This window comes from Empedobacter sp. ULE_I140 (assembly GCF_053482575.1).
Genome location: NZ_JBQMTX010000001.1, coordinates 2,938,448 through 2,952,504 on the forward strand (window position 1 = coordinate 2,938,448; position 14,057 = coordinate 2,952,504).

General features: G+C 33.6%; 14 protein-coding genes. 2 read left to right on the plus strand and 12 right to left on the minus strand.

Features of this window, described 5'->3' with window-relative positions; translation table 11 throughout:
- Position 1: 1 nt before the first annotated feature.
- Genes murC through mraZ form a run of 10 tightly spaced genes read right to left on the minus strand, consistent with a single transcriptional unit; the run spans position 2 to position 11,366 of the window.
- Positions 2–1,342 (minus strand): UDP-N-acetylmuramate--L-alanine ligase, encoded by a 1,341-nt coding sequence (murC, locus tag ACTS9J_RS14210; protein WP_313253190.1) that lies wholly within the window; start codon positions 1,340–1,342, stop codon positions 2–4.
- The gene (murG, locus tag ACTS9J_RS14215; RefSeq protein ID WP_416409986.1) at positions 1,342–2,448 is read right to left on the minus strand and encodes an undecaprenyldiphospho-muramoylpentapeptide beta-N-acetylglucosaminyltransferase; all 1,107 of its coding nucleotides are present in this window, start codon (positions 2,446–2,448) and stop codon (positions 1,342–1,344) included. The genes murC and murG overlap by 1 nt, the downstream gene beginning before the upstream one ends.
- The gene (locus ACTS9J_RS14220) at positions 2,420–3,619 is read right to left on the minus strand and encodes an FtsW/RodA/SpoVE family cell cycle protein (RefSeq protein ID WP_180905153.1); all 1,200 of its coding nucleotides are present in this window, start codon (positions 3,617–3,619) and stop codon (positions 2,420–2,422) included. Before ACTS9J_RS14220 ends, murG begins: the two co-directional genes overlap by 29 nt.
- 15 nt (positions 3,620–3,634) lie before the next feature.
- Positions 3,635–4,969 carry a UDP-N-acetylmuramoyl-L-alanine--D-glutamate ligase gene (murD, locus tag ACTS9J_RS14225; RefSeq protein ID WP_448353382.1) on the minus strand — a complete coding sequence of 445 codons (1,335 nt, stop codon included), beginning with the start codon at positions 4,967–4,969 and terminating at the stop codon, positions 3,635–3,637.
- A 3-nt stretch (positions 4,970–4,972) separates the two neighbouring features.
- A complete protein-coding gene (gene mraY / locus ACTS9J_RS14230) occupies positions 4,973–6,214 on the minus strand; it encodes a phospho-N-acetylmuramoyl-pentapeptide-transferase (RefSeq protein ID WP_221855353.1) in 1,242 nt (413 codons plus the stop codon).
- A 3-nt stretch (positions 6,215–6,217) separates the two neighbouring features.
- Positions 6,218–7,681, minus strand: a complete 1,464-nt coding sequence (locus ACTS9J_RS14235) for a UDP-N-acetylmuramoyl-L-alanyl-D-glutamate--2,6-diaminopimelate ligase (protein ID WP_291064078.1) — start codon at positions 7,679–7,681, stop codon at positions 6,218–6,220.
- Positions 7,678–9,660, minus strand: coding sequence for a penicillin-binding protein (locus ACTS9J_RS14240; RefSeq protein WP_448353383.1), 1,983 nt, complete (start codon positions 9,658–9,660; stop codon positions 7,678–7,680). Before ACTS9J_RS14240 ends, ACTS9J_RS14235 begins: the two co-directional genes overlap by 4 nt.
- Positions 9,638–9,997: an FtsL-like putative cell division protein gene (locus ACTS9J_RS14245; RefSeq protein ID WP_448353384.1), complete on the minus strand. Its 360-nt coding sequence runs from the start codon at positions 9,995–9,997 to the stop codon at positions 9,638–9,640. The genes ACTS9J_RS14240 and ACTS9J_RS14245 overlap by 23 nt, the downstream gene beginning before the upstream one ends.
- 9 nt (positions 9,998–10,006) lie before the next feature.
- Positions 10,007–10,912, minus strand: coding sequence for a 16S rRNA (cytosine(1402)-N(4))-methyltransferase RsmH (rsmH, locus tag ACTS9J_RS14250; RefSeq protein ID WP_291064080.1), 906 nt, complete (start codon positions 10,910–10,912; stop codon positions 10,007–10,009).
- Complete coding sequence (gene mraZ / locus ACTS9J_RS14255) at positions 10,905–11,366, minus strand: division/cell wall cluster transcriptional repressor MraZ (RefSeq protein ID WP_291064081.1); 462 nt, start codon at positions 11,364–11,366, stop codon at positions 10,905–10,907. Before mraZ ends, rsmH begins: the two co-directional genes overlap by 8 nt.
- 262 nt (positions 11,367–11,628) lie before the next feature.
- Between mraZ and ACTS9J_RS14260 the strand changes: the two genes are divergently transcribed.
- Together ACTS9J_RS14260 and yihA are read left to right on the plus strand one after the other, a co-directional pair.
- A complete protein-coding gene (locus ACTS9J_RS14260) occupies positions 11,629–12,411 on the plus strand; it encodes an alpha/beta fold hydrolase (protein ID WP_448353385.1) in 783 nt (260 codons plus the stop codon).
- A 2-nt stretch (positions 12,412–12,413) separates the two neighbouring features.
- Entirely contained in the window at positions 12,414–13,046 is a 633-nt protein-coding gene (gene yihA, locus ACTS9J_RS14265) for a ribosome biogenesis GTP-binding protein YihA/YsxC (RefSeq protein WP_084106860.1), read from the plus strand.
- Positions 13,047–13,079: 33 nt separating this feature from the next.
- On the opposite strand, the gene ACTS9J_RS14270 is transcribed toward yihA, so the two are convergent.
- On the minus strand, positions 13,080–13,403 hold the full coding sequence (locus ACTS9J_RS14270; RefSeq protein ID WP_291064082.1) for a hypothetical protein: 324 nt from the start codon (positions 13,401–13,403) through the stop codon (positions 13,080–13,082).
- 40 nt (positions 13,404–13,443) lie between these two features.
- Positions 13,444–13,866, minus strand: a complete 423-nt coding sequence (locus tag ACTS9J_RS14275) for a type II 3-dehydroquinate dehydratase (RefSeq protein WP_125349650.1) — start codon at positions 13,864–13,866, stop codon at positions 13,444–13,446.
- Positions 13,867–14,057 lie beyond the last annotated feature (191 nt).

Below are 14,057 nucleotides of genomic sequence, written 5' to 3' on the forward strand. Positions count from 1 at the left end.
TTTACGCTTCACTTAACCACTCTTTTATTGGTTTAACAATTGTATCAATATTTCCTGCTCCAACAGTCAATAATACATCAAAATCTTGTTTTTTGATGTTTGCTAAACTATCTTCTAATGAAGATACTATTTTTTCATTTAAATTCACCTTTTCTAGCAACCAATTTGAAGTAATTCCTTCGATTGGTAACTCTCTGGCAGGATAAATGTCTAATAAAATCAAACTATCTAACTGCGATAAACTTTGTCCAAATTCTTTTGCGAAATCTCTTGTACGTGTAAATAAGTGAGGCTGAAATACTCCCAACACTTTTTTACCTGGATAAAGTTCACGAACTGAACGAATTGCTGCATTCAATTCTGTTGGATGATGTGCATAATCGTCGATGTAAATTTTTCCATTTGCTTCGAAACGATTAAAACGCCTTTTAACTCCAACAAAACTTGATAAAGCTTCTTTAATTTTATCATGAGGAACACCCATATAATCTGCAACAGCCAAAGCAGCAACCGCATTTTCCATATTGTGATGTCCTGGTAATAAAATTCCAACGTCTGTCAATGAACCGTTTGGCGTTTTTACATCAAACACATAATGTCCATCAATAATTCTTACATTGTGCCCATCATAATCTGCGTCCAAATCTACTCCATACGTAAAAGCTCCTTCGAAAGGCAAACCTTTGTGAACAAATAATTTTTCTTCGACAATTGCCGCAAATTCTTGAAACGATTTTTTCACTTCATCACGCTCACCATAAATATCCAAATGATCTGCATCATCACTAGTGATAATCGCTAATTTTGGAGAAAGACGTAAGAAAGAACGGTCAAACTCATCGGCTTCTGCAACTGTATATTTAGAACCATTTAAGATGATATTCGAATCGTAATTCTCTGCAATACCACCTAAAAAAGCTGTACATTCTACATTCGCAACTTTTAGGATATGTCCTAAAATAGACGAAGTCGTTGTTTTTCCGTGCGTTCCCGCAACACCAATATTGTATGTGTGTTTGGTAATTTCGCCTAACACTTCTGAACGCTTCATAACTTTAAAATCATTCACTAAAAAATAATTTAGTTCTGAATGATCTTTTGGTATCGCTGGCGTATAAATTACCAACGTATTTTCTGCATTAATTCCTGCTGGAATTAACTCGATGTTATCCTCGAAATGAATATCAATTCCTTCAGCAATCAATTCAGTTGTTAACTCGGTTTGTGTTTTGTCATAACCTACAACTTCTTTTCCGATTGACTTGAAGAAACGTTCCAAAGCACTCATTCCGATTCCTCCTGCACCGATGAAATAATAATATGTTTTATCTAAAATATTCATTATAATAAATTCAATAATATATCTACAATCTCTTTTGTCGCGTTCGGTTTCCCTAGTTGCTTAATGTTTTGAGATAATTTATTTTTTAATTCTTCATTGTTCGACAAAGCAATTACTTCTTTGACTAAAATTTGTTTTGCATCTGCGTCTTTTACCATAATCGCTGCATCTTTTTCAACCAATGCTTGTGCATTTTTGGTTTGATGATCTTCTGCCGCTGTTGGCAATGGAAGCAAAATAGTTGCTTTACCAACAATACACAATTCAGAAATCGCCATTGCTCCTGCACGAGAAACAATCATATCCGAAGCTGCATATGCATCTTTCATGTTATAAATAAATTCAGTTACATGAATAGTTGGATATTTATCGCCAACCAAATTTTTGATTTTTTGATAATCTAAATTTCCTGTTTGCCAAATCAACTGAACGCCACTTGCAACAAATTCGTCAAGGTTTTCTAACCAAGCATTGTTCATTGCTCTTGATCCTTGTGAACCACCAACTGATAAAATTGTTGGCTTTTCTGGATCTAATCCAAAAGCTGAAATTGCTTCTGCCTTTGATTGTAAATTTTGAAAAATCTCAGCACGAATAGGATTTCCTGTATAATGCACTTTTTCTTGTGGAAACTGTGAAATTCCTTCATAAGCTGTACAAATTACAGCCGCTTTATTTTTCAAAATTTTGTTGGTAACTCCTGGAAACGAATTCTGTTCTTGTAATAAAATCGGAACATTTTTACTTCCTGCTACCCACAACATTGGTCCACTTGCGTAACCTCCTGTACCAACGGCTAAATCTGGCTGAAAATCTTTGTAGATTTTCTTTGCAAGATTTAAACTTTTTATCAATTTGAAAGGGAACTTTAAATTCGCTTTCATGTTACTTCTATCAAATCCAGAAATTGGTAAACCTTTTATGTCATACCCAACTTTTGGCACTTTTTGCATTTCCATTCTTCCTTCTGCTCCAACAAACAAAATTTTTGCATCTGGCAAACGTCTTTTAATTTCGTCTGCAATTGCAATGGCTGGATAAATATGTCCACCTGTTCCTCCGCCGCTTATTAAAACTTTAGGCGATGTCTTCGATGTATTCTTCACTTAATACTTTTCTATCTTGTTCTAATTCTTCTTGCGATTTAATCTGAGTACTTACACTCAAAATTATTCCGAACGAAATACATGTCATCCAAATGGATGTTCCTCCGTAACTAATCATTGGTAAAGGTTGCCCTGTTACTGGAATTAAATTAACCGCTACAGCCATGTTTACCATTGCTTGTATAATAATTGGTAAGCCCACTGCAAACACAAGTAGCGTACCAAAAACGGTATGAATTTTTGATGCGATGATACAAATCCGTATTAAAATCAGAAGGAAAATTCCGATTAATAGAATTGCACCAATTGCACCATATTCTTCTACAATAATCGCGAAGATAAAATCGGATGATGACTGAGGTAAAGTTTGTTTGAAAACACTTTTTCCTGGCCCAGCCATTTCATTCAATCCTCTTGCAATTGCAGCTTTTGCATGTAAAACTTGATAACTTTCTAATCCAGAATCATCATTAAATTTCTCGATACGTGACATCCATGTGTGCACACGAGAATTTGTTACTAAATCTGGTCGAGATAAAGCCATCCACACAAATCCGCCACCGAGTATTAAACCTACTCCGGCAATTGTAAATAAATATTTGAATGGAAATCCACCAATAATCAACAATATTCCGCACATTCCAGCTAACATCAACGCTGTTGAACCATTAGAAGGAAAGATTAATCCTACAATTACAATAATTGGTAAGAATAATGGAACTGCTGTATTTTTCCATGTATATTCTTTGTCTCTATTTTTTGTTAAATAACGAGCTATATAAATCAACAACGCTTGCGAAGCAATCATCGAAGGCTGAATACCAATTCCAGTCCCTGGAATAGTTAACCAACGCGCAGCATTTGCACCTCCAATGGTTTGTCCTTGTACGAGTGTTATTGCCAAAACTCCAGAAAGTATAACAACCGCTGTTAAAGCAAACAAACCAAACCAACGATAATCAATACGTTGTAATCCATAAATGATAAATAAACCAATTAATAAAATCACAGCGTGCTTACCTAAATGCCCAAAAATAGTTCCCGATCCTACCGTATACACCAAGTTAGAACTTGCAGAATAAACAGGTAAGAACGAAAATAGTGCTAACAATAAAATGAAAGCCCAAAGCGGTTTATCGCCTTTAAAATATTTTTGTACGATGTTAGACATTGGTTGGTTATGTTATTATAATTTGCGTACGTTTTCTTTAAATTGATCTCCACGATCTTCGTAACCTTTGAACAAATCGAAACTTGCACAAGCTGGTGACAGAAGAACCGTTTCTCCTTTTGTTGCTAATTTATATGATTGTTCTACACAATCTTTCATTGTATTTGTTTCAACAATTGTATCGATATATGGACTGAAAAAATCAACAATTTTTGCGTTATCAACACCTAAACAAACAATTGCTTTCACTTTCTTTTTCACGAAAGGTAAAACTTCGTTGTAATCGTTTCCTTTATCAGTTCCTCCAACAATCCAAACAACTGGTTTCGTCATACTTTCCAAAGCAAAATATGTTGCATTCACATTTGTTGCTTTAGAATCGTTGATAAAATCTATTCCTCCAATTGTCAAAACAGGCTCTAAACGATGTTCAACCGATTTAAAATCAGACAAACTCTTTTTTAGTTCCTCATTATTGATATCAATAATTTTTGCAGCTACAGCCGCAGCCAATGAATTAGAAACATTGTGTTTACCAATTAATCCTAAATCATTTACTAACATTGTAAAATCACCATTCGAATCGTTCACACGGAACAATTCATTGTTTGCGTATGCTTCATTTGTTGCATCCATCATTGTGAACGGTTTGCGATGAGCACGAATATCAATCTGATCAATCATCTCCATTGTTTTTGGATCATCCAAATTGTAGATAAAATAATCGTTTTCATCTTGGTTTTCAGTAATTCTGAATTTAGCCTTTGCATACAAATCAAACTGATAATTGTATTGGTCTAAATGATCTGGTGTAATGTTCAGCAAAATTGCAACATACGGTTTGAAATCTGTTTTGATATCATCTAACTGAAAACTACTTACTTCTAGTACATAATAATCGAAGTTATCTTCAGCTACAGATTTTGCAAAACTTTTTCCGATGTTGCCACCTAATCCTACATTTAATCCAGCTTGCTTTAGGATATGGAACATCAAACTTGTTGTTGTTGTTTTTCCATTAGATCCTGTAATCGCAATAATTTTTGCATCTGTATAACGAGACGCAAATTCAATTTCAGAAATAATTGAAATTCCTTTCGCTTCTAATTTCTGAATTAGCGCTGCTTTTTTTGGAATACCTGGACTTTTCATTACTTCATCGGCATTCAGAATTAATTCTTCTGTGTGCTGACCTTCTTCATAAGCAATTCCGTGCTCCTCCAAAAGTTGTTTATACTTGTCTTTTATTTGTCCCATGTCCGAAAGAAAAACATCAAAGTTTTCTTTCTTCGCAAGAATAGCTGTTCCTACGCCACTTTCTCCTCCTCCTAAAACGACTAATCTTTTCATTTTTTATCTAATCTTTAAGGTAATAATACTAATTACTGCTAAAATGATTCCGATGATAATTGCACGTACCACGATTTTACTTTCATGATAACCTAACTTCTGAAAATGGTGATGTAGAGGAGACATCAAAAAGATTCTACGACCTTCACCAAATTTCTTTTTCGTGTACTTGAAATAAGACACCTGTAACATTACTGATAAACTTTCTGCGAAAAATATTCCACACAAAATTGGTAATAATAATTCTTTACGAACGATAATTGCTAAAACAGCAATAATTCCTCCGATTGTTAAACTTCCTGTATCACCCATGAACACTTGAGCTGGATAGGTATTATACCAAATAAATCCTATCAAACCTCCAAGGAAAGCTCCACAGAAAATCAAGACTTCTTCTGAACGCGGAATAAACATAATGTTCAAATAATCGGCGAACATTAAATTTCCGGAAACGAAAACAAACATCGAGATTGCCGCCATAATCACAGCCGAACTACCTGCTGCTAAACCGTCGATTCCATCTGTTAAATTTGCTCCATTCGAAACTGCTGTAATGATAAAAATTACTGCAAAAATAAAAATCGCTGCAACCGCCCATGTTGGTCGATCTTGCGCATCCATCCAAAATAAAATATCAGAATAGTTAAATTCATTTCCTTTCACGAAAGGCATTGTTGTTTCTAACGTTTTTTCTTCTGAACCAAATTTTATTTGTCGGCTGTATTCTGTTTGTTCTGTTCCTACAGGCGTTTTTACTCTATTTTCTTGATGTTTTACAGTCACTGTTGGACTGAAATAAAGCATTAATCCAACTACAACTCCAAGACCAACTTGTCCTAAAATTTTAAATTTACCTTGTAAACCTTCTTTGTTTTTTCTAAAAACTTTGATGTAATCGTCTAAAAAACCAATCACACCTAACCAAATTGTTGAAACCAACAAAATGATAATGTAAATATTATCTAATCTCGCAAAAAGTAAAGTCGGAATTAATGTCGCCAAAATGATGATTAAACCACCCATTGTTGGCGTTCCTGCTTTTTCGATTTGTCCTTTTAAACCTAAATCACGAACAATTTCGCCCATTTGTTCTTTACGTAAATAACTGATGATTCGTTTTCCGTAAAACAAACTGATGAACATTGCCAATAAAATTGCCATTCCCGCACGGAAAGACGTGTATTGAAACATACGCGCTCCTGGAAAATGGATACCTTCTAAATAATCAAATAAATAGTATAACATTCTTTATTTGTTCAATATTTTACTCAATTCTGATGCAACTTCTACATCAGAAAAATGTGTTCTTACTCCGTTAATTTCTTGATACGTCTCGTGACCTTTTCCCGCAATCAAAATAATATCTTTTGATTCGGCCATTTTAAGTGCTGTTTTTATAGCTTCTTTTCGATCTGTAATCTTCAAGGTGCGATTATAAAATTGCGCTTTTACACCAATTTCCATCTCACGAAGAATTTCTTCTGGATCTTCTGTTCTTGGATTATCTGATGTAAAAATGGCAAGATTAGATTTTTCGCTCGCGATATCCGCCATTTCTGGACGTTTTGTTTTATCACGATCTCCACCACAACCTACAACTGTTATTAGTTTTTCATTTTTGGTACGAATTCCTTCTATTGTATCTAATACATTTTCTAACGCATCAGGCGTATGTGCATAATCTACGATTACAATAATTCCTGATTCTGTTTTGAATGTTTGAAAACGACCATCAACATTTCCAAGTGTACTCAACGCTTTTAGAACTTCTAATTCATCTTGTCCTAATATTGACGCTACACCAAAAACTAATAATAAATTATATGCATTGAATTGACCAATTAATGATGTCCAGAATTCTTTTCCATTGAATTCTAATTGCATTCCATCAAATTGGTGTTCAATAATTTTTCCTTTAAAATCTGCATCAGTTTTTAGCGCATACAATTTTTTCGTAGCAACTGTATTCTGAAGCATTACTTTTCCGTTTTTATCATCTGCATTCGAAATTGCCGTAGACGTTTTTGGTAAATCGTCAAAGAATTTCTTTTTTGCTGCAAGATAATTTGCAAACGTTTTGTGATAATCTAAATGATCGTGTGTGATATTCGTAAATCCAGCCACTTCAAAATGCAAACCAGCAATTCTATTTTGATGAATTCCGTGCGAAGAAACTTCCATAAAAGCAAATTCGCATCCTCTATCTACCGCTTCGCGAAACATTTTGTTCAATGTCAAAATATCTGGCGTTGTATGGGTAGACGGAATCACTTCACCATCAATTACAATTTTAATCGTCGAAATTAATGCACAAGCATAACCTAATTTTGTAAACAATTCGTACAACAAAGTTGTCGTTGTTGTTTTTCCATTCGTACCTGTAACTCCAACAAGTTTTAAATCTTTTGTTGGATTTCCATAAAAATTAGAAGCTAAAATTCCTAATGCAATCGTTGAATTTTCAACTTTCACATACGTTACTCCTTCAACTAAATTTTCTGGCAAAACTTCGCAAACAATTGCTTTAGCACCTAAACCAGTCGCTTTTTCTATATACTGATGACCGTCAACTGTAACTCCATTTACAGCGACAAAAACATCATCGTTTGATACTTTTCTTGAATCAAATTGAATATTATTGACTTCAACTTTTGTTGAACCAATCGTTTCTGAGATGGAAACTTTATATAATAAATCAACTAAATTTCTCATCCTTCCAACATTAAATAAATTGTCTCACCCTTCTTAAATCTTGTTCCCGCAGGAATGGATTGATTTGTTACTTTTCCAAACCCTGAATATTGTACATCTAAACCTAAATTTTCTAATACCGGAATTGCTTTAGATCCTGTATGACCAGTCACATTTGGCACTATATTTTTAGAATTACTAACATTAATATCATCTCCTTTTTTAAACTCTTTCACCGCGTTCTTTTTTACTAAATCGCGTGGCAAAGGTATGGGAGTTTTTGAATATACCCAATCGGCAATTTTCTTAAAAACTGGAGCAGTTACACTACCTCCATAAAACCCTTTGGCTGTATTTGGTTTGTGAACAACAACAATACAAGAATACTTTGGTTTTTCTGCTGGAAAATATCCTGCGAATGATGCACGATATTGCATTCCTTTACCATCTCGCTTCCAATAATCAACACGAGCAGTTCCTGTTTTACCAGCAATATCGTAATTACTATTACTAATAATACGTCCCGTTCCTTGTTCTACTGCTCCTCGAAGCATTTCTTGCATTTGTTTTACATTTTCCAAAGTAGTTAATTGATCAACCAAAACAACTGGTTCGAAAATTTTATCAGGTTCACCTTTACGTGTGATTTTATCCATAAATAATGGCTTCAGCATTTTACCATTATTTGCCACTGCGTTATAGAAAGTCACAATCTGAATTGGAGTTAATTGTAAACCATACCCGTATCCCATAACAGGTAACGTAATATTACTCCAAGATTTACTATCTGGACGGTGCATAATTGGACTTCCTTCTCCAAGAATATCTACTCCAAGAGGCGAAGTCATATGCCATTTATCCATTTTTTCGAAGAAAGCCTTTGGATTTTCTCCGTAAAATTTATTTATGATTTTTGCTGTCCCGATGTTTGAGGACTTCTTCATTACTCCATCTACAGTTAAGGTTCCATAACCATGTGTATCTGTAATTGTACGTCCATAGAATTTATAACTTCCACCTCCCGTTTCTACTGTCGAATTTTTATTGATAAATCCATCATCCATTGCCGCAAGCAACGAAACTGTTTTGAAAGTAGATCCTGGCTCAGCAGCTTCACCAACCGCATAGTTATAATCGTCGATATATGTTCCGTCTTTTTTACGAGATAAATTTACAATTGCACGAACTTTTCCTGTCTGAACTTCCATCACAACCACACTTCCGTGTTGCGCTTCAAATTCAGAAAGTTGTTTGTACAAAGCATCATAAGCAACCATTTGCAAATCGGCATCTATTGTTGTGTAAACAGATGATCCGGCTTGAGGCTCTTGTTCCCAACTTTTCATTGGTTTCCATTTTCCACGTCCCATAAATTGCTCCCAACGACGACCTTCAATACCGCTTAATAAGTCAGAATAAGCTCCTTCTAATCCAACTTTTCCGCGTTGATCATCGTAACCAATTGTACGAATACCAATATCTTGAACGATTAATTCTCGTTTTGATTCAGTTTCATGAATAAATCCACCTTTGTTTTGACCTTTGTTGAAGATTGGAAATTTTTTGATGCGTTGATATTGCTCATAATCCAAATCTTTCACCAACATCATGTAACGATTTTTCTTTTTACGTTCTGTAGAAAATTTGTCGTAAAAATAAGAGGGAGATTTTGTAAACATCTTACCTAAAGAATCGGCAAGATTGTGCATTTCTGTTTTAAATAATTCATCTTTGATCACCGTCAAATCCACATAAACGTTGTGTTTTGTAACAGTTGTAGCCATTAATGCACCATTAGAAGCATATAAATTACCACGCTCCGCCGTAACGGTATCTAATCTAAAATTATTCTTTTCAGCAAAACGCTCTAATTCAATCCCTTCTACAATATTAATTCGAAACATAAAAACAATAATAAAGATAGCCCAAATCGCTAGCGCGCCGGCAAATATCCATCCTTTGATGACAATATTGTTTTTATTTTTCGCTGACTTCGTCATAAACTTTGTCTACTATATAATAAGGTTGTTTATCTGGAATTTTCAAACCATACACTGCCGTACGCTCCAAAATTTCCGTTTCTAATTGCATACGCATCAAATCGCGATGCTTATCTGTATATTGAGATTTTAAATCTTCTACTTTATCTTGCAATTCAGCGATTCGAACCACTTTTCGATCAACTAAATGCGAACTCGAAATACTCAAAAAAGCCAAACCTACCAGATACAACATGAACTTCCAGTTTTGTTCTGAGCCAGTTTTGATTAAAAACTCACCTCTCAACAAACCTGTAAAAGTTTTTTTCTCTGGTAATATTTTTTTCTTTCTTGCCATTCCTATTTTTTAATCCTCATTACGAACCGCAATACGCATTTTCGCACTACGAGCTCTAGGATTTTCATTAATTTCTTCTTGCGTTGGCACAATCACCTTTGATTGTAAAGGTTTGAAAGGCGCCGACCAATTTCCAAAAACATCACGTTCAGGTTCACCTTCAAACATTCCGTTTTTCATGTAGCGTTTTGTTAAACGATCTTCTAACGAATGATACGAAATTATCACCAAACGACCACCTGGTTTTATCACTTCACCACATTGCGTCAACATCTCTTTCAATGCAGCCATTTCATCATTTGCTTCAATACGTAAAGCCTGAAACATTTGAGCGAAAAATTTATTTTCTTTCATTTTTGGAATGAATGAAAAAATTTGCTTCAACTCATCAATTGTATTGATTTGTTTATTTGCTCTTGCTTTCACAACTTCTCTCGCCAAACGATACGAACCTTGCAATTCTCCAAAATCATAAAAAACACGAGCAAGATCTTCTTCTTCGTATTCATTAATAATTGTTTTGGCAGAAAGTTTTGCATTCTGATTCATTCGCATATCCAATTCTCCATCAAAGCGAGTTGAAAAACCACGTTCAGGCGTATCAAACTGATGAGAAGAAACTCCCAAATCCCCCAAAACACCATCCACTTGTTTTATTCCACGAAATCTTAAATTATTTTTCAAGAATCTAAAATTTTGCTCAACTAACTCAAATCGATTATCATCAATTTTATTACGAACCGCATCTATATCTTGATCAAATGAAAACAATTTCCCATTTTGATCCAAACGACTTAATATTTCACGTGAGTGACCTCCACCACCGAACGTACAATCTACATATATACCTGATTCGTTAATAATTAACGCATCAACACTATCTTTTAATAATACTGGATTATGATATTCACTCATCTTCTCCTAAATTTCCCATTACATCCTCTGCCAAAGAAGCAAAATCTAAATCATCTACATTAATCGACTCTTCATATTTGTCTTTATCCCAAATCTCGATCATGTTTACAGAAGAATTAAGAACTACTTCTTTATTAATTTCTGCAAATTTCACTAAATCTTTTGAAATCTGTAGCCTTCCATTTGCATCAACTTCAACAATTTTTAATCCAGCCGTAAAAATTCTAATAAAATCATTGTTTTTCTTCACAAATCGATTCAATTTATTCAAATCATTCATCACTTTTTCCCATTCTTTCATAGGGTGCAGTTCTAAACAATTTTGAAACACAGATCTTTTCAATACAAAGCCATCTTCCAAATATTCAGCAAGTTGTTTCTTCAAACCCGCTGGTATTGGGAGTCTACCCTTTGTATCTACCTTACACTCATATGTTCCAATTAATGAATTCATGATAGAATTTTTCCAAAAATAAAGAAAATATTACCACAAATTACCATTTTTTACCACTTTTATTGAAATAGTTATCAACAATTTAAAATTTAGTATCAGATAGTTATGTTTTTTCTAACGCAAATACCATGTATAAAATCAAAAATAATTTTTATATAGACCTTGTTTTGGTAATTGATTAATATAGATTGTTAAAGTTTTTCATATAAACCACGAAATAAAAAATATAATTAATTAAATTTGTCGACTTAATATCGAGTAAATGTTTTTTAGCTTAAAGAAAAAAGATAAGTTCTCTTACATAGAAGAAGGAGAGGGACAACCAATTGTTTTGCTTCATGGATTAATGGGTGAACTTAGCAATTTCAGCTCACTTACAAATTATTATGCACAAAGAGGATATAAGGTTTTCGCACCAGAATTACCATTATATTCTTTATCTGTCATCAATACCAATATCAAAAATATTGCAAAACATGTTGCAAATTTTATTGAAGAAGTCGTTAAAGAACCAGCTATTTTAGTTGGAAATTCTTTAGGAGGGCACATTGGTTTGATGGTTTGTCACAGACATCCAGAATATGTAAAGGCACTTTGTTTAACAGGAAGTTCTGGTTTGTACGAAAAATCTTTTGGAGAAACTTACCCAAAACGTGGTAATTACGAATATGTAGAACGTAAAACGCGCGAAGTTTTTTACGATCCTGCAATCGCGACAAAAGAAATTGTAGATGATGTTTTTGACACTGTAAATGACAGAAATAAAGCTATCAAAACTTTATATATTGCAAGAGATGCCATCAAATCTAACATGAAAGCCGATTTGAAAGACATCAAAATGCCTGTTTGTTTGATTTGGGGAAAACAAGATAATGTAACTCCACCAGAAGTTGCAATAGAATTTGAAGAAGAATTACCAGACGCTTCTTTATTTTGGATTGATAAATGCGGGCACGCTCCAATGATGGAACACCCTGAATTATTCAACGAAATTTTATACAAATGGCTAATCGAAAAACAATTAGATCCAGCCACTAAAGCATAATTATGATTAAAAAAGCTGAATTCGTAAAAAGTTCGCAAAAATATACAGACTGTCCAGATCCTTTCAAACCTGAATACGCTTTTATTGGGCGTTCTAATGTTGGAAAATCATCATTAATCAATATGTTAGCAGATAAAAAAGCGTTAGCTAAAACTTCTGCAACTCCAGGTAAAACTCAATTGATTAATACATTCGAAATGGATGACACATGGTATTTAGCCGATTTACCAGGTTATGGTTTTGCTAAAGCACCAAAAGGTGTTCGTGGTGGTTTCAATAAAATGATTTATGATTACATTGAGTTTCGCAAGAACTTGGTCAATGTTTTTTTATTGATTGATTCTCGACACACGCCTCAAAAAATAGATTTACAGTTTATGGAATGGTTAGGAAACAAACAAATTCCGTTTGCGATTGTGTTTACAAAATTAGATAAACTAACGAGTACACAAATGCAAAAAAACTTGAATCATTACAAAAACGAGTTATTAAAAACTTGGGAAGAGTTACCAAAAATTTTTACAAGTTCGGCTTCGAGTAAAATTGGTAAATTAGAAATCTTAGGCTACATTGATAGTTTGAACGAACATCTTGTAGACGAGTTCAAGAAAGAACAATACAAAAAAGAATATTAAAAAAGTCGGAACGAAGTTCCGACTTTTTGTTTATCACTCTCCTAATTCAGCAGATTTTGTTTTCAAATCATTGATGCAAGGTTCTATTAATTTCATTAATCGTTCTTGTAATTCAGGTGTTGGATTATTCATTTGCATCATTTCTGTATGCGTAAATTCATCCATCATTTTATCTGTCGAACAGTCACAATATTTTGTAATCAGTTCTTTTTTAGCCGCAGATATCCCTGGTGTTATTGCCGCTTGTTCACAAGCCGTCATTGCCTGAGCTTTTTGCTCTGCATTGTGTTTATCAGCTTTCGAATTACAACTAACAATGGTTAATCCAAAGATTAATCCTAAAATAATTTTCTTCATAGGTAATAGATTTTAATCTTGTTAAGATAATGATTATTAATTATTTCACAAAATCATTCACAGCTTCAACATAACCTGGCAAACCTTTTCCTGAAATAATTTTTAGACAACTTTCACCTGTTACACTATTTTTTCTAAAATCTTCGCGCGCATAAATATCCGAAATATGAACTTCTATTACTTTCGTCGTAATCGCTTTTATCGCATCTGCAATCGCATACGAATAATGCGTATACGCACCAGCATTCAAGATAATTCCGTCATATTTAAAACCAATTTCGTGCAATTTATCAATAATATCTCCTTCGTGATTTGATTGAAAATAATGCAACGAAACTTCTGGAAATTGCTTTCTCAATTCATGTTCAAAAAAATCTTCAAAAGTTTGTGTTCCATAAATTTCTGGTTCGCGAACCCCAAGTAAATTTAAATTAGGTCCGTTTATAATTTGTATTTGTTTCATTTTCTTTATTTTATAAATATAAATCTCTTTTTCAAATAGAAAAAGTTTAATTCTTTCTATTTTTTAATCAATTTTTTACTTTTTATTAAGTTTTGGCACAAACCTTGTGTGTATACATTTACCAACCTATTATCATATAAAACCAATCTAAACCAAAAAATCAATCTAAACCAAAAAATCAACCAAACCTT